General features: G+C 57.1%; 14 protein-coding genes and 1 riboswitch. Of the genes, 9 read left to right on the top strand and 5 right to left on the bottom strand.

Features of this window, described 5'->3' with window-relative positions:
• The first annotated feature begins 34 nt into the window (after positions 1–34).
• Both argA and lysC read left to right on the top strand, forming a co-directional pair.
• Entirely contained in the window at positions 35–1360 is a 1326-nt protein-coding gene (argA, locus tag BW958_RS02560) for an amino-acid N-acetyltransferase (protein WP_076573972.1), read from the top strand.
• Positions 1361–1472: 112 nt separating this feature from the next.
• Positions 1473–1661: riboswitch (Lysine riboswitch) on the top strand.
• Between the two features lie 86 nt (positions 1662–1747).
• The gene (lysC, locus tag BW958_RS02555; RefSeq protein ID WP_076573970.1) at positions 1748–3100 is read left to right on the top strand and encodes a lysine-sensitive aspartokinase 3; all 1353 of its coding nucleotides are present in this window, start codon (positions 1748–1750) and stop codon (positions 3098–3100) included.
• A 66-nt stretch (positions 3101–3166) separates the two neighbouring features.
• Here lysC and BW958_RS02550 read toward each other — a convergent pair whose 3' ends face one another.
• The 3 genes from BW958_RS02550 to asd all read right to left on the bottom strand — a co-directional run bounded on the left by BW958_RS02550 (position 3167) and on the right by asd (position 6311).
• Positions 3167–4105 carry an AEC family transporter gene (locus BW958_RS02550; protein WP_076573968.1) on the bottom strand — a complete coding sequence of 313 codons (939 nt, stop codon included), beginning with the start codon at positions 4103–4105 and terminating at the stop codon, positions 3167–3169.
• 73 nt (positions 4106–4178) lie between these two features.
• Positions 4179–4895, bottom strand: coding sequence for a DUF554 domain-containing protein (locus tag BW958_RS02545; RefSeq protein ID WP_076573966.1), 717 nt, complete (start codon positions 4893–4895; stop codon positions 4179–4181).
• A gap of 300 nt (positions 4896–5195) precedes the next feature.
• Complete coding sequence (gene asd, locus BW958_RS02540) at positions 5196–6311, bottom strand: aspartate-semialdehyde dehydrogenase (protein WP_076573964.1); 1116 nt, start codon at positions 6309–6311, stop codon at positions 5196–5198.
• Between the two features lie 310 nt (positions 6312–6621).
• Between asd and ycaO the strand changes: the two genes are divergently transcribed.
• The 3 genes from ycaO (at position 6622) to pflB (ending at position 11947) form a co-directional block, all read left to right on the top strand.
• A complete protein-coding gene (gene ycaO, locus BW958_RS02535; RefSeq protein ID WP_076573962.1) occupies positions 6622–8382 on the top strand; it encodes a 30S ribosomal protein S12 methylthiotransferase accessory factor YcaO in 1761 nt (586 codons plus the stop codon).
• A 391-nt stretch (positions 8383–8773) separates the two neighbouring features.
• Positions 8774–9622 carry a formate transporter FocA gene (focA, locus tag BW958_RS02530; protein ID WP_076573960.1) on the top strand — a complete coding sequence of 283 codons (849 nt, stop codon included), beginning with the start codon at positions 8774–8776 and terminating at the stop codon, positions 9620–9622.
• A gap of 42 nt (positions 9623–9664) precedes the next feature.
• On the top strand, positions 9665–11947 hold the full coding sequence (gene pflB / locus BW958_RS02525) for a formate C-acetyltransferase (RefSeq protein ID WP_076573958.1): 2283 nt from the start codon (positions 9665–9667) through the stop codon (positions 11945–11947).
• 168 nt (positions 11948–12115) lie between these two features.
• Here pflB and BW958_RS02520 read toward each other — a convergent pair whose 3' ends face one another.
• Entirely contained in the window at positions 12116–13336 is a 1221-nt protein-coding gene (locus BW958_RS02520; protein ID WP_076573956.1) for an ROK family protein, read from the bottom strand.
• Positions 13337–13440: 104 nt separating this feature from the next.
• On the bottom strand, positions 13441–15108 hold the full coding sequence (locus BW958_RS02515) for a methyl-accepting chemotaxis protein (RefSeq protein WP_076573954.1): 1668 nt from the start codon (positions 15106–15108) through the stop codon (positions 13441–13443).
• A 140-nt stretch (positions 15109–15248) separates the two neighbouring features.
• On the opposite strand from BW958_RS02515, the gene BW958_RS02510 reads away from it, so the two are divergent.
• The 4 genes from BW958_RS02510 (at position 15249) to glpB (ending at position 19616) form a co-directional block, all read left to right on the top strand.
• Complete coding sequence (locus BW958_RS02510; protein ID WP_076573952.1) at positions 15249–15710, top strand: YchJ family protein; 462 nt, start codon at positions 15249–15251, stop codon at positions 15708–15710.
• Positions 15711–15864: 154 nt separating this feature from the next.
• Positions 15865–16524 (top strand): PilZ domain-containing protein, encoded by a 660-nt coding sequence (locus tag BW958_RS02505; protein WP_076573950.1) that lies wholly within the window; start codon positions 15865–15867, stop codon positions 16522–16524.
• Between the two features lie 205 nt (positions 16525–16729).
• The gene (gene glpA / locus BW958_RS02500) at positions 16730–18367 is read left to right on the top strand and encodes an anaerobic glycerol-3-phosphate dehydrogenase subunit A (RefSeq protein ID WP_076574123.1); all 1638 of its coding nucleotides are present in this window, start codon (positions 16730–16732) and stop codon (positions 18365–18367) included.
• Entirely contained in the window at positions 18357–19616 is a 1260-nt protein-coding gene (gene glpB, locus BW958_RS02495) for a glycerol-3-phosphate dehydrogenase subunit GlpB (protein ID WP_076573948.1), read from the top strand. The genes glpA and glpB overlap by 11 nt, the downstream gene beginning before the upstream one ends.
• Positions 19617–19670: the final 54 nt, after the last annotated feature.

Raw genomic sequence — 19670 nt, 5'->3', positions numbered from 1 at the left:
TAATGACTATCTATCTTCTCGAAAGGATCCTGCAGTGCGTGAACGTGATCCGGCGCTGGTGAATGCGTTTCGGCAATCGACCCCTTATGTCAATTTTCACCGGGGCGGTACCTTTGTTCTGATGATCGGTGGCGAAGCCTTCGCCCACCCCAACTTCAATAACATCATCAATGATATTGCCCTGCTGCAGACGCTCGGTATCCGCCTGGTGCTGGTGTTTGGTGCCCGTCCACAAAATGACGAGGCGCTGGCGCGGGTGGGGATCGCCCCCAACTTTCACAAGCAGACCCGGGTCACCGACGAAGAGAGTCTGGCCATCATCAAGCAGGTGTGTGGTGGCATGCAGTTCGAGATCACCTCGCGTCTGTCGATGGGGTTGAGTAACACCCCGATGCAGGGCGCCCGCATTAGCGTGGTGAGTGGTAACTTCGTCACCGCCCAGCCGCTGGGTGTGGATGAAGGGGTCGACTACTGCCTGAGTGGCAAGGTGCGCCGGGTCGATGTGGAAGGGGTCCAGCGTCAGCTCGATCAAAACCATCTGGTGCTGGTCTCCCCCATCGGCTGCTCGGTCACGGGCGAGAGTTTTAACTTAAGCTCCGAAGAGGTGGCCCAGCGTATCGCCATCGACATTCACGCCGACAAGCTTATCTGTTTTGGCTCCCATCAAGGGGTACTGGATCGTAACGGTCAGGCCATCTCCGAATTGTTCCCGGAAGAGGCCGAGGAGCTGCTCTGCCTGATGCAGCGCGACGGGGATCATCTCTCCGGTACGGCTCGCTATCTGCGCGCGGCGATTGCCTCGTGCCGCGGTGGCGTCCCTCGCTCCCATCTGGTGAGCTACAAAGAAGATGGCGCCCTGCTGCAAGAGCTGTTTACCCGGGAAGGGGTGGGCACCCAGATCGTGCGCGAAAGCGCCGAGCGGGCGCGCTCTGCCACCATCGACGATATTGGCGGCATCCTTGAGCTGATCCGTCCGCTCGAAGAAGAGGGCATTCTGGTGCGTCGCTCTCGCGAGCAACTGGAGATGGAGATCGAACACTTCACTGTGATCGCCCGTGATGGCCTGATCATCGGCTGCGCCGCGCTCTATTGCTTTCACGAAGAGGCGATGGCCGAGATGGCTTGCGTGGCGATCCATCCGGATTATCGCAGCGGTAGTCGCGGCGACATGCTGATCGCCAAAGTCACCGAGCACGCCCGCAAACGCGGTATTGCGCGGCTGTTTGTACTGACCACCCGCTCGATCCACTGGTTCCAGGAGCGTGGTTTTACGCCGGTGTCGGTAGAAGATCTGCCGGTTGCCAAACAGCGCCTTTATAACTGGCAGCGCCGCTCGAAAATTTTGCTCAAAGAAATTTGAAGAAATAACCACATGTCAGAGTCAGTCGCCTTCCTTGCCGCCAAACAAGATTGGAGATTGACAAGGATCGCGATCACAGGTTATTTGTTTTTTTACTCCACCGCCCAAGGGTGGAGCCAGAAGAGGAGCGTTGCCCAGGCAGCCTGAACGAGGAGACCGGTCTCCAGCGATGTCAGGTCAGGGGGAGCAGCGCCGAGATGTGAGAGCGAGCCGGCAGCGCACTCCATCGGCTACGGGGGCTGAATCCCCCGGGCTGTCATCGGTGAAGGGAAATCCTTCTAGGTGGAGCGCTTCTGGCCGGGATAAATTGCTGTTCCTGCCATTTTTTCGCTTCCCCTGTCTGACGCCCGATGTTAACCGGCTTTTTATTGATAGACAGGAGTTTTCATGACCGCTCTCAACGTCGCCAAGTTTGGCGGCACCAGCGTGGCCGATGCCACCGCCATGGGCCTTAGCGCCGACGTCGTTGTTGCCAATCCGGATACCCGTCTGGTGGTGCTCAGTGCCAGTGCCGGCGTCACCAATCTGCTGGTGGCAATTGCCAACGGACAACTCGATGACGCGGCCCTGGCTGAACATCTTGGCAAGTTGCATCAGATCCAGCACAACATCCTGACAGCGCTGGGTAATCCGGCCGAGGTGGTGGCCATTATCAACAGTCAACTTGATGAAGTCGCCACGCTGGCCGCCCAGGCACGCCAACACAGCGACGCCGAGTTGGCCGATCGCCTGATTGCTTATGGCGAGATGATGTCAAGCCGCCTGTTTACCGAGCTGTTGAACCAGCGCGGCCACCGCGCCGTGTGGGCTGACGTGCGCACGTTATTGCGCACCGACAGCCGCTTTGGCAAAGCCAACGTGGATTTGGACACCACCCGCGCCCAATGCCAGCGTGAGATCGGCGGCCTGATGAACGATGCCATCGTGGTCACTCAAGGTTTTATCGGCGCTGACAGCGAAGGGCGCACCACCACCCTCGGACGCGGCGGCTCGGATTACAGTGCGGCCCTGCTCGGTGAAGCCTTGGACGTGGCCACCATCGAAATTTGGACCGATGTCCCCGGCATCTACACCATGGACCCGCGTCTGGTGTCCCGTGCCAAGCCGATCCCCGAAATCACCTTTGCCGAAGCGGCCGAAATGGCCACCTTCGGAGCCAAGGTACTGCACCCCTCAACGTTGCAACCGGCCGTGCGCCAGAACATTCCGGTGTTTGTCGGCTCGAGCCGCGATCCGGCAGCCGGTGGTACCTGGATCCGCGCCGAGACCAGCTCCAGCCCGCTGTTTCGTGCCGTGGCCCTGCGCCGCAATCAGGTGCTGCTGACCCTGCACAGCCCGAACATGGTGCACGCCTACGGCTTTTTGGCCGAAGTGTTTGGCATTCTGGCCCGCCACCGCATCTCGGTCGATCTCATCACCACCTCGGAAGTGAGCGTGGCGCTGACCCTCGATCATACCGGTAGCCAGACCAACGGCGATTCGCTACTCAGCGAGGCGGTACTGGCTGAGCTGGGTGCCCTGTGCAAGGTGAAAGTTGAAACGGGCCTGTCGCTGGTTGCCCTGATCGGTAACCGCATGAGCGAAGTCAACGGCGTAGGCGGCCAGGTGTTTGCGGCCATCGACAGCCACAATATCCGCATGATTTGCTACGGCGCCAGCACCCATAACCTCTGCTTCCTGGTTAACGAGGCTGAGGCAGTCAATATTGTCAACTGCCTGCACCACGGCCTGATTGGCTAAGCCTCTCTAGACCCAAAATGCACAAGGCCCGCAACTGCGGGCCTTGGTTTTTATGGCATTGCATCCCTACCCCAGTGTTAACAACCACTGGGCCAGCGCCAACATCAGTGGCAGAGTCAATACACTGAGCAGCGTCGAGAGGGTCAGTGTTTGCCCGATAAACTGGGTATCGCGCCCGGTCAGCTGGGCAAAAATCACCGTAATGCCGGCCACCGGACACGCCATCAACACCAGCGCGCACAGCAGCAGTTCGGCCTCAATACCCAGCCACCACATCACCAGCAGGCAGATCAGTGGAAATAGCAGGTTACGCAGCAACAGGCAGAGCCAGCCAGCCGGGGTGGAGAGAATGCCAGCAAAGCGGATGCGACTCATGGCGGCGCCAATGATCATCATCGACAACGCGGTGTTGAGATTGGCCACATAGTGCAGGCTCTGCTGCAGGGCGCCCGGCAGGTGCCAACCGGTTAAAAACATCGGCAACCCCACCACAGCGGCCAGGATATTGGGATTAGTCAGCGACTTTTTCAGGGCAGTGCGATCAAACTGACCGCTAAAGAGCATCAGCCCGTGGCTCCAGGCAAAAATGCCGTTGACGGTGATAAACACCGAGCCATAGAAAACGCCCGTGCTTCCCTGCAGCGCGCTGATAAGCGGTATGCCCATAAAGCCGCAGTTGGGGTACACACTGGCTGCGCGCATCTCGGCCAGACGACCGGTATGGCGCAAGGTGCGGCCATTGAGAAATAACCGGGCCAGCACGATACAGAGCAGATGCAGGCCGGCGGTGATGATAAACATCTCAAGGAAGTTATGCAGCCGCGCCTGGCTAAAGGGTGCCTGGAACGAATAGAGAATAAGGCAGGGCATTACGATGTAGCACAACAGCCAGGTGAGCTTTTGGCTGACGTGCTCGTCGAGCACGCGAAAACGGGCCAGTGCAAAACCGAGCCCCATCAATACGAACAGGATGATGACCTGATTGACCATGGTCAGAATGGGCATCCTCTCCTCCTTCAGAGAGGTGGCCAGCCACCGCCGGCCGTTACGTTACATCAAGGCGGTATCAACCGCCCGCTCAGCCACCCCAGAAGTGACGCCACAGATAGGAAAAGGGCAACACCAGTAGCAGGGCTGGCAGAAAATTGACCACGGCAAATTTCATGATCTGGGCAATCCGCAGCCCCACCGCCAGCATGATGATGCCGCCAACCGCACTGAAATCGGCATAGGCCACCGCATCCATATAGGGCATAACGACACTGGCTCCGGCAAACAACACCACCTGCACCAAAAATTGCACCAGCGCGATGGCAGCCACGCTCGGGCCCAGGCTAATGGCAAAAATGATGGCGGTGATAAAATCCATCATCGACTTCACCAGCAGCAATTGGTAGTCCCCATTGAGGCCTTCTGTCATGGCGCCGACCACACCGAGGCCGCTGGCCCCAAACAACACGATGATCGCGGTAAACTGACCGGCAAATTCATCCGAGGTCAGCCCGTGCGGCAGCGGTAGCCAGCGTTTGCAGCGCTGCTGCAGCGCCTTGGCGGCCCGACTGACGCCGTGCTCAAGATAACAAAATTCACCGATAGCCGTACCGAGGATCAGCGCCATCACCATCACCGGCAGAAAGTGCACTTTGACGATCATACTGATACCGATCGCCGCTGAGGCTAAGGCAAACGTTGCTGGCAGCCCTTTTTGCAAACGTTCGGGGATAAAACGGGCCAGGCGAGCGCCGGCCAAGCCGCCAAAGATAATGGCGCCGCTGTTGATTAGTGGACCTAACATGCTTTTCCCTCATGGCAATTGCTTGCCGTGACCTGTAACACGCAAGTCCAGACTGCCGGGAGGGCCAAACGGCCGATAAGATGAGATAAGGCAGAGCGGAGAGGCAGCCGCGAAGGGGTATGTAAACGCACACCCGGCTACCTGACTAGGCAAGCGAGAGCTAGCATATCACGTGGTTTCAGGTGCGACCAGAAGATGCGTGAGCGAGATCACATCAGTGATAGAGGGCTCAGACGGCGGTAGATAAAGAAAGGGAAGGCATTCGCCTTCCCCTGTTCATGACCCACTAAATCGGGCTTATCAGGCGCGATCGAGCAGGATGTTCAGCATGCGGCGCAGCGGCTCAGCCGCCCCCCACAGCAGTTGGTCACCCACGGTAAAAGCCGAGAGATATTCCGGGCCCATGTTGAGCTTGCGCAGACGACCCACCGGAACGCTCAGGGTACCGGTCACCGCAGCCGGGGTAAGTTCACGGGCGCTGATATCGCGCTCGTTCGGCACCACCTTGACCCAGTCGTTATGCGCCGCCAGCAGTGCTTCGATCTCGGCCAGTGGCAGATCCTTCTTGAGTTTGATGGTAAAGGCCTGGCTGTGGCAGCGCAAAGCGCCGATACGCACACACAGACCATCGACCGGCACCGGCGCCCCTTCAATACCGAGGATCTTGTTGGTCTCGGCCTGACCCTTCCACTCTTCACGGCTCTGGCCGTTGGGCAGGGCGGTGTCAATCCAGGGGATCAGGCTGCCGGCGAGCGGCACACCAAAGTTATCGACCGGAAGCGTGCCCGAACGGGTCTTCTCGGTGACCTTGCGCTCAATCTCGAGGATGGCTGACGCCGGGTCGGCCAACTCAACCGCCACTTCATCACGCAGCATCCCCATTTGGGTGATGAGCTCGCGCATATGACGGGCACCGCCGCCAGATGCGGCCTGGTAAGTGGCCACACTCACCCACTCCACCAGATCGGCCTTGAACAGACCGCCCAGAGCCAACAACATCAGACTGACGGTGCAGTTGCCGCCGACAAAGGTCTTGATGCCGTTGTCCAGGGCACGCTCAATCACATCGCCATTAACCGGATCGAGGATGATAACGGCATCTTTTTCCATGCGCAGGGCCGAGGCGGCATCAATCCAGTAACCTTGCCAACCGGTGGCCAACAGGCGCGGATAGACATCCTTGGTGTAATCGCCACCCTGGCAGGTGATGATGATCGCCTGACTGGCCAGAGCATCGATGTCATAGGCATCCTTAAGGGTGCCGGCATCCACACCGAAATTAGGCGCGGCTTCACCGGCCTGGGAGGTGGTGAAGAAGGTGGGCGCAATGCGGGCGAAATCTTTTTCTTCCTGCATCCGGCTCATCAACACCGAACCGACCATGCCGCGCCAACCGACCAAACCGACTTTTTTCATGATATCTCCTACCCTGGATAGCTGAGAAACGTGGAACTGCCCGCCGTCGGCTCCCCGACAACAGGACATTAACAACTGTATGCTGCGAAAGAGGCATCGTTCCACATTACGGATTGCGCGCCGCCGTGCAAGTCGAATTCTGCAATATTGTCCCGCGAACGCTGCAACACCCCACCAAATGGACACACTCTGGCCAGTTACCCTGACGACCTGATAATGACTTTTGTTTCCGCTCAGCCTGCCAAAAATGCAGCGGAGCCTGCTATTATCAGCGCCCGAACATGAGACTATCCCAATCAGGAATAATGTGATGACAGACCATACCTTTATCCCCGGCAAAGACGCCGCCCTGGAAGACTCCATCGAGCGCTTCCAGCACAAGCTCAAGGCGCTGGGATTCGATATCGAAGAGGCCTCTTGGCTCAACCCGGTTCCGAATGTCTGGTCGGTACACATCCGCGACAAGGAGTGCCCGCTGTGCTTTACCAACGGTAAGGGCGCCAGCAAAAAAGCCGCGCTGGCCTCGGCCCTCGGTGAATACTTCGAGCGCCTCTCCACCAACTACTTCTTCGCGGACTTTTATCTGGGCGAACAGGTAGCCAACGGCGATTTCGTTCACTACCCGAACGAAAAGTGGTTCCCCATTGAGGGCGACAAGCTGCCGGTCGGTCTGCTCGATGACTTCACCCGCAAGTTTTACAACCCGGAAGGGGAAGTGACCGCTGATATGCTGGTGGATCTACAGTCCAACAACGAAGAGCGTGGCATCGTAGCCCTGCCCTTCGAGCGTCAGTCGGATCATCAGACCGTCTACATTCCGATGAACATCATCGGTAACCTGTATGTTTCCAACGGCATGAGTGCCGGCAACACCCGCACCGAAGCCCGCACCCAGGGGCTGTCGGAAGTGTTCGAACGTCACGTCAAAAACAAGATCATTGCCGAGGCCATCAGCCTGCCACAGATCCCGGCCGAGGTGATTGCCCGCTATCCCGGCATCAAGGCCGCCATTGACGCACTGGAGGCCGAAGGCTTCCCCATCTACAGCTTCGATGCCTCGCTCGGTGGCCGCTATCCGGTCATCTGCGTGGTGCTGCTCAACCCGAGCAATGGCACCTGCTTTGCCTCTTTTGGCGCCCACCCCCGCTTTGAAGTGGCCTTCGAGCGGACCGTCACCGAGCTGCTGCAAGGCCGCAGCCTCAAGGATCTCGACGTGTTTGTTCCGCCCTCGTTTGACAACGAAGAGGTGGCCGATCACCACAACCTCGAGACCCACTTTATCGACTCGTCAGGTCTCATCAGCTGGGATCTGTTCAAGCGTGATGCCGATTTTGAGTTTGCCGACTGGAACTTTGCGGGCACGACTCAGGAAGAATTTGATCATCTGATCGGAATCTTCCACGACCTCGAGCAGCCGGTTTATATCGCTGACTACGAGCACCTCGGCGTATACGCCTGCCGTATTCTGGTGCCGGGCATGTCTGATATCTATCCGGCAGAAGACCTGTTGCTGGCCAACAACAACATGGGTGCCCACCTGCGTGAAGTGATCCTGGCGCTGCCGAGCCTAGAGTGGGATGGCGAGCAGTTGATGGCGCTTTATGATCAACTCGATGAAGAGGGTCATGACGAACGGACTCGGGTGCGCGAGCTGCTCGGTATCGCCGCAAGCAAAGGCACCGCCATGCACACGCTACGCATCGGTGAGCTCAAGGCCATGCTGGCGCTGGCCGCAGGCGAGCTGGAGACAGCACTTGAATGGATTGACTGGACCATGGAGTTCAATCAGTCGGTCTTTACCGCTGAGCGCGCCAACTACTACCGTGCTCTGAAGACCTCGGTCGAGCTGCTGCTCGATGATGCCCGTGACCCCGAGCAATACACCGCCATCTTCGCCCGTATGTATGGCCGTGATGCCTTTGAACATGCCTGGGCTAATGCAACGGGGCAGGCCCGCTTCCACGGTCTGGAGAGCGGCGATCTCTCCCTCGAGCACTACCCGCTGCATCAGAGCTTGCTGGCCGCCTACGAGAAATTGCAAAAAGCCAAGCGTCAGTTCAGCTGGCAGTAAACAACTCCCACATGGATCCAAAGGAGGCATTAGCCTCCTTTTTTTATCCGTTTTTTACACACAACGCATACCCACTCTCTACACTAGCGGAGAGTGTAAAAACCTGCTCACCTGTGGTGATTGTAACGGTCGAAACAACCCAACCTATTGATGTATATGGTAAAAAAGTTTCTTCCTGATCACCCTATTCTATCAACCCCTTACTAATCAGCGACTTATAACCGCAAGATGCATTGTTTCATTTGCAACTCAATGGACTTTTTGTATCCGTATGAATCTTGTTTTTGTAGTAAAATTACATTACCGTTTGGTGAAAGTTGATCGCGGTCAACTTTGAACCCCTCTCCCTTTGTTATTATTTCCACAGGCTAAAACATCAGGTGAAACAGAATTGAAAGCAGAATCTCCGTTTGACTGTCTGAAGCCCGAAGCTATCGCGGCCTTGGCCGAAGACATCACTTATGGCAAGGCAACCAAGCCTGCCTATAAAGCTTTTCCGCTGGCTATCACAGCCGGTGCCTTTATCGCTATTGCCTTTGTGTTCTTTATCACCGTGACCACCGGTTCGAGCGGCATGTCCTGGGGCATGAGCAAGCTGGTGGGCGGCCTCTGTTTCTCCCTCGGCCTCATCCTCTGTGTCCTGCTGGGCGGTGAACTGTTCACCTCCACCACCCTGACACTGGTTGCCAAGGCTGCTGGTCGCATTACCTGGGGCCAGATGCTGCGCAACTGGGGTGTGGTCTATTTCGGTAATCTGGTCGGCGGTCTGCTGATGGTCACGCTGGTCGTGCTCTCGGCGCAGTACACCGCAGACAACGGTCAGTGGGGTCTGAATGCGATGAACGTCGCCCAACACAAGCTGCATCACAGCTTTGTTGAAGCCGTCGCACTCGGTGCCCTGTGCAACCTGATGGTTTGCCTGGCCGTATGGATGGCGTTTGGTGCCCGTAGTGCCACCGACAAGGTGGTGGTCATGATGCTGCCGGTCGCCATGTTTGTTGCCTCCGGCTTCGAGCACAGCATCGCCAACATGTTCATGATTCCGGTAGGCATCGCCATTCACAGCATCGCTGGTCCGGAGTTTTGGCAAGCCATTGCTCAAGACCCGAGCAAGTTTGCTGATCTGACTGTTTCCAACTTTGTTATGAATAACCTGATCCCTGTCACCATTGGCAACATCATTGGCGGCGGCATCATGGTTGGTCTGACTTACTGGTTTATCTTCCGTCGCCATCATTAAGGATGTAGACGGACTCATCAATACCGTGTGAGGTAATGAAAAATGGCAGAACTTAACGAACAGTTCCAAAAAGCATGGGAAGGCTTCAAGGCCGGTGAATGGCAGACCTCTGTCAACACCCGTGACTTCATCCAGAAGAACTACACCCCGTATGAAGGTGACGAGTCCTTCTTGGCAGGTCCGACCGAAGCCACTTCCAAGCTGTGGGACAAGGTCATGGAAGGTATCAAGATCGAAAACCGCACTCACGCGCCGGTTGATTTCGATACTGACCTGCCCTCCACCATTACCGCACACGATGCCGGTTACATCGAGCAAAGCCTCGAGAAGATCGTTGGTCTGCAAACCGACAAGCCACTCAAGCGCGGCATCATCGCCAACGGCGGTATCAAGATGGTCAAAACTTCTTGCGAAGTGTATGGCCGTCAACTGGACCCGATGGTCGAGAAGATCTTCACCGAATACCGCAAGACCCACAACCAGGGCGTGTTTGATGTCTACACCAAGGACATCCTGAACTGCCGTAAGTCTGGTGTTATCACCGGTCTGCCGGATGCCTACGGCCGTGGCCGTATCATCGGTGACTACCGCCGCGTAGCGCTGTACGGTATCGACTTCCTGATGGCCGACAAGCTGGCCCAGTTCAAGTCCCTGCAAGCTGACCTGGAAAACGGCGTCAACCTGGAAGCCACCATCCGTCTGCGCGAAGAGATCTCCGAGCAGCATCGTGCCCTGGCTCAAATGAAGGTGATGGCTGCCAAATACGGTTGCGACATCTCCGTTCCGGCTGCCAACGCACGTGAAGCCGTTCAGTGGACCTACTTCGCCTACCTGGCTGCTGTTAAGTCCCAAAACGGTGCTGCCATGTCCTTCGGTCGTACCTCCAGCTTCCTGGACGTATACATCGAGCGTGACCTGCAGAAGGGTCTGATCACCGAGCAAGAAGCCCAAGAGCTGATGGACCACATGGTCATGAAGCTGCGTATGGTTCGCTTCCTGCGTACCCCGGAATACGATTCACTGTTCTCTGGCGACCCGATGTGGGCGACCGAAACCCTGGCCGGTATGGGCGTTGATGGCCGTACTCTGGTCACCAAGAACAGCTTCCGTATGCTGAACACCCTGTACACCATGGGCCCGTCGCCTGAGCCGAACCTGACCATCCTGTGGTCTGAAAAGCTGCCGACCGCGTTCAAGAAGTACTGCGCCAAGGTTTCCATCGAAACCTCCTCTGTTCAGTACGAAAACGACGACCTGATGCGTCCGGATTTCAACAACGACGACTACGCGATCGCTTGCTGCGTATCCCCGATGGTTGTTGGTAAGCAAATGCAGTTCTTTGGTGCTCGTGCCAACCTGGCCAAGACCATGCTGTATGCAATCAACGGTGGCGTCGACGAGAAGCTGAAGATCCAGGTTGGTCCGAAGACCACCCCGATCACTTCCGAATACCTGAACTACGACGAAGTGATGGATAAGCTGGACCACTTCATGGATTGGCTGGCCAAGCAGTATGTTGCTGCTCTGAACATCATCCACTACATGCACGACAAGTACAGCTACGAAGCGTCCCTGATGGCACTGCACGATCGTGACGTCTATCGCACCATGGCTTGCGGTATCGCCGGTCTGTCGGTTGCTGCTGACTCCCTGTCCGCCATCAAGTATGCCAAGGTTAAGCCGGTTCGTGATGAAGACGGTGTTTCCGTTGACTTCCAAATCGAAGGCGAATACCCGCAATTTGGTAACAACGACGAGCGCGTTGATACCATCGCCTGCGACCTGGTAGAGCGCTTCATGAAGAAGATTCAGAAGCTGAACACCTACCGTGGTGCTGTTCCGACCCAGTCCGTTCTGACCATCACCTCCAACGTGGTTTATGGTAAGAAGACCGGTAACACTCCGGATGGCCGTCGCGCTGGTGCTCCGTTTGGCCCGGGTGCCAACCCGATGCACGGTCGTGACCAGAAGGGTGCCGTTGCCTCTCTGACCTCCGTTGCCAAGCTGCCGTTCGCTTACGCGAAGGATGGTATCTCCTACACCTTCTCCATCGTGCCGAACGCACTGGGTAAGGATATGGATTCCCAGAAGGCTAACCTGGCCGGTCTGATGGATGGTTACTTCCACCACGAAGAGAACCTGGAAGGTGGTCAACACCTGAACGTCAACGTCATGAACCGCGAAATGCTGCTCGACGCGATGGAAAACCCGGAAAAGTATCCGCAGCTGACCATCCGCGTATCCGGTTATGCCGTTCGCTTCAACTCCTTGACCAAGGAGCAACAGCAGGACGTTATCACCCGTACCTTCACTGCTACCATGTAAGCAGCGATGGGGATGAGAAACCGGCGCCTGGTGCGCCGGTTTTTTTATCTGCAAATGCCAAGTTGAAAGCGCTGCGCCTAATAACATCGATTGTTAGCGTGGTTTGCTTTCCGATTAAACAAACACGCCACCGTCATGGGTGGCGTGTTTGTTTCGTCAGTGCAGACATCAACCGCGTGGCTCCTCATCATGACCACGCAACAAGCCAAGTAGCAAACTGCCGTCGCGCAGAGCCTTGTGCACCTGCACCGACGTTGGCTTGGTCGGATCTTCGTAAAAGCGGGTCGATTCTATCTGCAAGCGGTTGAGGTAATCACTCGGCAACTGACTGGCCAGCGACTGATGCAGCATGGGAAACAGCAAGCGATCCGCACGGGTCAGTTCACCGCCAAGTAGCAATTTGCCGGGATTAAGCAGGCAGATAAGGTTTGCCAGCACCCTGGCTAATCGCCCAGCCGCCTGTTGCAATAGTTGCACGCACAAGGGATTGCCCTCAAGCGCCAGCTCGCACAGCTCGCGAATGGTCAACTGTTCGGGAAGATCACTTTGTGGCATCCGGCTTTGCAGCTCGCGATATTGCGCTTCGAGCGCCTGATTGGTCACCAGTGTGCAAGCGCAGCCAAAACCGCCGCAGTAGCAGCGCTGACCGTAAGGCTCGAGTTGCAGATGGCTTAAATCGCCCAGCATGGCGCTCTCGCTTTCAATCAGCTGGCCGTTGACCACCATGCCCACACCGATATCGTTGTGGACAAAAACCAGCACCGCATCTGCGCAATCCTTGGCCGCCCCCCACTCGCGTTCAGCCTGGATCCAGGTTCTTACGTCACCACTGACCAGCACAGGCACCGCAAAGTGCTCTTCCAGCGTGGGGCCGAGTGGCCAGTTACGCAGATCGTAATAGGGGAAATGACGAACCATACCGCTGTGGCGCTCAACCTGACCGGGCAGACAGAGCGCGATACAGGCAAGGCGCACCCCTTTGCTTGGCAGAAAACGACGGATGGCAGTCACCAGACTGTCAAGCAACTGAAGACGCTCATCGGGGCTGAACTGATGACGGTGGCGAGCCAGTGACTGGCCGGAGAGATCAAACAGCGCCATGTCCACGTAGCCGCGGCCAAGACGCATGGAGAGAAACTGGTAACGGCGCTCGTTGATGCGAAGCAACGTCTGCCTGCGCCCACGACCTACGCTACTCTCACCACAAGGAACCACCAGCTCGTTATCGAGCAGCTCGCGGGTGATCTTGGTGATACTGGCAGGGGAGAGACCGGTTAGCCTCGACAGATCGGTGCGCGACAGCTCACGATGCTCTTCGAGACTGGCATACACCAACCCGTAATTAAGCTGCCGAATGAGATCTATGCTGCCTTTAACCAGCTCGTTCATGAATAATATGCTGAGGATTACCGGAGAATTTAAGCAATTGTCCCATATTTCGGGCCATTACCCAACTGGCAGCCGGTGCAAGTGCACCGACTGCCTGCGACATGTCAGTAACGGAACTGGGCGACCAGCGATTTAAGCATCTCGCCGCTGTGCGCCAGACTGCGGGTGGTATCGTTGGTTTCACGGGTAGCATCACTGAGTTCAACCACGATCTGCTGAATAGCCACCAGATTGCGGTTGATCTCCTCGGACACGGCGTTTTGCTCCTCAGCAGCAGTGGCAATCTGCAGGTTCATATCATTAATGGTCGCCACGGCGCTCACCATGGTATCGAGCGAGCTGGCAATGCGACCTGCCTCACTGACCGCCTCTTGGCTGCGAGCCTCACTGGCCCCCATCACATCCACCGCCTGACGCACCCCGCTTTGCAGGCGCTGCAGCATCTCGTTGATCTCTTTGGTGCTCTGCTGGGTGCGACCAGCCAGCGAGCGCACTTCATCGGCAACGACCGCAAAGCCACGACCTTGTTCACCAGCACGCGCCGCCTCAATGGCTGCGTTAAGCGCCAGCAGATTGGTCTGCTCGGCAATGCCGCGTATGACCTCAACCACAGATTCAATCTTGCCCGTTTCGTGAGCCAGTTGCTCGATAACACCGGACGCTGCATGCACTTCACTGACTAGGCGATTGATACTACCGATAGCAGTATCCACCACCGCGCGCGCCGCATCCGATTCACGAGCCGCCTCAGAGGTGGCGGCAGCAGCATTAGACGCACTGGAAGCGACTTCTTGTGCGGTTGAGCTCATTTCGGTCACCGCAGTGACGACCTGATCGGTTTCACGACTATGGCCCTGCATACGGGAATCAGAGTGCTGACTGAGATGACGTAGTCGCTCCACGGCGCCAAACAACTCACCGCTGGTCTGCCCGACTTGGGAAACTACGCTCTGGATCCGCTCGGCAAAGCGGTTGAATGATCGTGCCAGTTGGCCCACTTCATCATCACTGTCAATGCTCAGCCGGCGGGTCAGATCCCCCTCCCCGGCCGCAATGTTATCAAGAGCCGAGACAGCAACGGCCAATGGTCTGGCAACCCTGTTTCCGACCATCAAGGTAATCAACAGGGCAATGGCCATCACCACAAACGTCAGCATCAGGTTGCTCTTGATGGAACTCATCAAAGCCGCTTCACGGTGAGTACGCAAACTGGCCAATTCATTGTCGATATCATCGATATAAAAACCGGTACCCACGACCCACTGGTATTTATCCAGTACGACGTTGAGCGCCAATTTAGGCGCATCGGCTTTAATGGAGGGTTTGTTTGACCAGTAGTCGGCATAACCATCACCACTGCGCGCAGCGGCAATAATACTCTGCACAACAAACTTGCCATTGGGGTCTTTAACATCCCAGCGACTGGTGCCTTCCAGCTCGGGCCGGGTAGGCAGCAACTCAGTGTTACCCTTGAAGTCGTAGACAAAGTAGTAGCCATCTTTGCCATAACGCAAGTCACGCAGAATCGCCTTAACCTTGGCTCGCGCCTCGGGAGTATCCGGCTCATCATACGCTTTTTGGATCGCCGTTTTGGCCAACGTGATGTAACTCGTGAGCAGGTCCTTTCGCTCCTTAATCGCTATCTCACGATTACTTGATAACTCACGTTCCAGATCCTGCTTGGCCAACCAGAAATTACTGATGTTGATGGCCAGTGCCATCAGAATGACCGGGACTGCCCCCAGTAACAGAATCTTTTGCTTCAATGTCATACATTTGTCCCTACTTCGTTATTTTGTTTTCAGCCTGCCATGGCAACGACAGCCCGTTTCAAGCATAGACCGCCTGGAGTCCATGCGGCGGCTTGTTTACAATCCGCCCACTCGTTGTATATCGACCTCTGGTGGAAAAAATGAACACCCCAACCCGTTGTCCCTGCGGTTCAACCCAGTCCTATCAGCACTGTTGTGAACCACTGCACAGTGGCGTGCACAAAGCTGCTAGTCCCGACGTGCTGATGCGTTCACGCTATTGCGCCTTTGTCCTCGGACTGGGTGAGTATCTGTTTAATACCTGGCATCCGGCTTTTGTGGGTACGCTCACAGCGAATGAGCTCAGCAAGCAGGAGACAGAGTGGGACCATTTGGATATTCTTGGTTGTGGCGAGCACGGTGACCAAGGGTGGGTAGAGTTCAAAGCCTGGTATCGAGATAACAACCAGTTAGGCTGTTTGCATGAGCGTTCACGCTTTGTGCGCACAGATGCCGGTTGGCAATATACCGACGGCGACATCCTGCCGCCGGCTCCCAAATCAGGACGCAACACACCCTGCCCCTGTGGCAGTGGCAAAAAATTCAAGAAATGTTGCGGCTGACGTCAGGTTGTCGTGCCCTTATCGGTACACATCATGTTGAATCGGGATAACAGTTAAAGGTGTCTATTTGAGCATCTCTGCACAGGCGTCATGGGTTCATCATCGAGCCCCGGGTTCCCTCTCCCAAGAGCAACTGGTCCAAGGGTTAGGAGTGATGGATCACCTACTGCAAGGTGGGGAAGCCATGGTAGAAGTGACTACCCCCATCGGTCAGAGTCACGCTATCACCACCATGCTGATAGGAACTGATCGGCAAAATTACCTCTATTTTTCCATGCCGGATCTCTCGGCATACCATCGAAACCAGTTCTTTGTTGAGGGCTATCGCCTCTCCATCAATCTCATCTCCGAACGTGGTGACGGTGCAATGGTCCACTTTGACAGCAAGATTGAGCACATGGTGCTCAAGCCCTTGCAGATTTTCACGGTCAAACTACCCAACCAGATCCTGCTGCATCCGCTGCGCCACGAGACCCGTTATCCGGTCGATATCACGGCACAAATCATGGCCGCCAAACGCCAGCTGGACGTACAGGTGCGCGATCTCTCCATCAAGGGATGCAGTTTTTCCATCTTGCCGCTCGCGCCCCAGTTTGCCAGCAACCAGGCGGTGATGCTGCGTGTTGCCCACCCTTACCGTGCCCAGCACTTCCTGTTAAGCGGCCTTATCTGCAATCAGCGCAAGATGAGCGCCAACACCGTCTATGGGGTCAAATTTGATCGGGAGGGCTCACGTCACAGTTTAGAGCTGCTCAAGTGCCTTGAATTCAATGGCAGTTTGATGGTCTTCTCTCAGCCGCCCGCAACGAATTGATACCTCTGCGTTAACCACCTATACCCGACGGGAGCTCAACAAGAGCTCCCGTTTTTGTTTTCACCCTAGTGCGATCATCATCACATAACGTTCACTTTCATGTTCGTTAATGCTCGTTTGCGCTCGCAAATTTGGCCCATATCAAACATTCGCTCTCGAATCCGCGCCACACTAGCGCCAAACAAGAAGCAGTGAGATGAGCAATATGAAACGGATCAGCACACAGGTCGTCATTATTGGCGGAGGTGCCACCGGAGCCGGGATCATGCGTGACTGCGCCCTGCGTGGCATCGACTGTATCCTGCTCGAACGAGATGACATTGCCTCCGGCACCACCGGCCGCAACCATGGTTTGCTCCACTCCGGAGCGCGCTATGCCGTCACCGATCAAGAGTCGGCCCGCGAATGTATCCAGGAAAACCGCATCCTCAAGCGCATCGCCAGCCACTGTGTCGAGGATACCGGCGGTCTGTTCCTGACCCTGCCCGAGGATGATCTCGGCTTTCAGAAGACCTTTATGGAAGCCTGTACCCGTGCCGGCATCGAGACCCGTCAGCTCGACCCGCGCGAAGCGTTGCAGCTCGAGCCCAATGCCAACCCAGCCCTGATTGGCGCAGTTCATGTGCCGGATGGAACGGTCGATCCCTTCCGCTTGACCGCCGCGAACGTGCTCGACGCCAAAGAGCACGGCGCGCGCATTTTCACTCACAGCAAGGTACTGGGGCTGCTGCGTAATCAAGACCGCGTCTACGGTGTGAAGGTGGCCAATACCCGCACTGGCGAGCAGTTCGAAATTGAATCGGTGGAAGTGATCAACGCCGCCGGGATCTGGGGTCAGCAAATCTGCGAATACGCTGACCTGAGCATTCGCATGTTCCCGGCCAAGGGATCGCTGCTGATCATGGATTACCGCATCAACCAGCTGGTGCTGAACCGCGCCCGCAAGCCGGCTGATGCCGATATTCTGGTGCCCGGCGATACCATTGCCCTGATCGGGACCACGTCCAGCAAGGTGGATTATCACACCATCGATAAGCTGCAAGTCACCCCGGATGAGGTTGAAGTGCTGCTGCGCGAGGGCACCAAGCTCGCCCCCATTATGGCCAGAACCCGCCTGCTACGTGCCTATGCCGGGGTTCGCCCACTGGTATCGGTCGATGGCGATGAATCGGGCCGTAACATCAGCCGCGGCATTGTGCTGCTCGATCACAACGAGCGTGATGGCCTCAAAGGCTTTAACACCATCACAGGTGGCAAGCTGATGACCTACCGCCTGATGGCCGAATGGGCGACCGATCTGGTGGCCAAGAAGCTCGGCAACACCACGCCGTGCCGCACCGCAGAACTCCCCCTGCCCGGCTCGCGCGATCCGGAAAAGGTCTCGGCACCGGGTTTGTCGGCGCCAGCTGAGGGCTCAGCCCAATACCGCCACGGTGAGCGGGTCATCGCCTTTTTCCGTGACAATCCACGCTCCAACGCCCTGATCTGTGAATGCGAAATGGTCACGGCCGGCGAAATTGAATATGCCCTGCGTGAGCTGGACGTAGACAACCTTATCGATCTGCGTCGCCGCACCCGGGTCGGCATGGGACCTTGCCAGGGCGAATTGTGCGCTTATCGCGCAGCCGGACTGATGCACGAATACGGCAAGGCAACCGGACCACAGGCCTGCGGCATGTTGCGCCAGTTTATCGAGGAGCGCTTCAAGGGCACGCGTCCGGTGCTCTGGGGCGATGCCTTGCGCGAAGCCGAATTCACCTACTGGATTTACGAAGGTCTGTTCGGGCTCGGTCAGTGGACTGCCGACGAACCCGAGACTCAAGGAGCCCGTCATGAGATTTGACAGCATCATCATCGGTGGTGGCGTGGCCGGGCTGTGCGCCGGTCTGCGTCTGGCCGAAGCCGGCCGTAAAACCCTCATCATGGCCTCCGGCCAGAGCGCCCTGCATTTTTCCTCCGGCTCGGTGGACTTGCTTGGCGGCGAGGGCGACCCACGCGAAGCGCTGCAGGATTTTATCGACAGCCACCCGGATCACCCCTACGCCAAAGTAGGCCATGACAATGTGCTCAAGAGCCTGCTCGACTTGCAAACGCACTGCGCCGCGCAAGGGCTGACGCTGGTCAGCGGCGAGCGTAATCACCACCGCCTCACCCCAATTGGCACACTCAAGAGCACTTGGCTCTCGCCCGATACCTGCGCCGTGGTGGGTGACACTGCGCTTCCTGATACCCTGCTACTGGCGACGCTGGAAGGCTTTCGTGATTTTCATCCGGCGCTGGCTGCAGCCAATCTGGCGCGCCAGAGCGCGTTTCGCAGCTGCAAGATCCTGACCGGTGAGCTGCGCCTGCCACAGCTGGCGGCGTTTAGCCGCAATCCTCATGAATTTCGCTCAGCCGATATTGCCCGCCTGTGTGATCGCCACGATCTCATCAAGGAGCTGGCCAGCGAAATCTCGCGTCTTATTATCGACAGCGGCACGCCTTGCAGCCATGTCATTCTGCCAGCCTGCCTCACCCTCGGTCTGGTTGGCCCGCGTCTGGCCGAGCTGGAAAAGCGCACCGGCTGCACCATTCGTGAAGTGGCAACCATGCCACCTTCACTAATTGGTATGCGTCTGCAAGAGTCGCTCAAGCAGCGTTTTCTCGCTCTTGGTGGCACCTTCCTGACCAGCGAACGGGTGCAAGGCGCCCACTGTGAAGGGGACCGGGTGGTGGGGTTGTTTAGCCAAAACGGCGAAGACATCCTGTTTGAAGCGGACCACTTTGTGCTGGCCACCGGCAGCTTCTTTAGCCGCGGTCTGGAATCGCGCCTGCGCGGGATCCGCGAACCTATCTTCGGTGCCGATGTACTGAGCGATCCCGAGCGCGATGCCTGGGCGGGTCGCCGCCTGTTTGACCATCACCCCTTTATGGGATTTGGCGTCAAGACCGACGAGCAGCTGCGCGTGCTGCGTGGCGGGACGGCGTTTAGCAACCTTTACGCCGCGGGCAGCGTGCTGGCCCATTACGATCCGATTCGTGAAGGCTCCGGCTCAGGGGTGGCGGTTGCCACCGGCTGGCAAGCCGCCGGACATATATTGGGAGCGCTCTGATGCGCGTCGCTACCTTCGCCTTTGTTTCATCCCCTGGCCTTCATCCTTACAGGG

It is taken from the genome of Aeromonas sp. RU39B (assembly GCF_900156095.1).
In the GTDB taxonomy this organism is placed as follows: Bacteria; Pseudomonadota; Gammaproteobacteria; order Enterobacterales; family Aeromonadaceae; genus Aeromonas.
Note: the sequence above shows the minus strand (reverse complement) of the source record. Positions and strands in the feature narration are given on the sequence as shown.

Bases quoted from the DNA above. Each gene is read 5' to 3' on its own strand.
- BW958_RS02515 (WP_076573954.1), bottom strand. From the start codon at position 15,108: ATGACATTGAAGCAAAAGATTCTGTTACTGGGGGCAGTCCCGGTCATT.
- BW958_RS02545 (WP_076573966.1), bottom strand. From the start codon at position 4,895: ATGTTAGGTCCACTAATCAACAGCGGCGCCATTATCTTTGGCGGCTTG.
- BW958_RS02510 (WP_076573952.1), top strand. From the start codon at position 15,249: ATGAACACCCCAACCCGTTGTCCCTGCGGTTCAACCCAGTCCTATCAG.
- BW958_RS02550 (WP_076573968.1), bottom strand. From the start codon at position 4,105: ATGCCCATTCTGACCATGGTCAATCAGGTCATCATCCTGTTCGTATTG.
- glpA (WP_076574123.1), top strand. From the start codon at position 16,730: ATGAAACGGATCAGCACACAGGTCGTCATTATTGGCGGAGGTGCCACC.
- ycaO (WP_076573962.1), top strand. From the start codon at position 6,622: ATGACAGACCATACCTTTATCCCCGGCAAAGACGCCGCCCTGGAAGAC.
- lysC (WP_076573970.1), top strand. From the start codon at position 1,748: ATGACCGCTCTCAACGTCGCCAAGTTTGGCGGCACCAGCGTGGCCGAT.
- glpB (WP_076573948.1), top strand. From the start codon at position 18,357: ATGAGATTTGACAGCATCATCATCGGTGGTGGCGTGGCCGGGCTGTGC.
- BW958_RS02505 (WP_076573950.1), top strand. From the start codon at position 15,865: ATGGATCACCTACTGCAAGGTGGGGAAGCCATGGTAGAAGTGACTACC.
- asd (WP_076573964.1), bottom strand. From the start codon at position 6,311: ATGAAAAAAGTCGGTTTGGTCGGTTGGCGCGGCATGGTCGGTTCGGTG.
- BW958_RS02520 (WP_076573956.1), bottom strand. From the start codon at position 13,336: ATGAACGAGCTGGTTAAAGGCAGCATAGATCTCATTCGGCAGCTTAAT.
- pflB (WP_076573958.1), top strand. From the start codon at position 9,665: ATGGCAGAACTTAACGAACAGTTCCAAAAAGCATGGGAAGGCTTCAAG.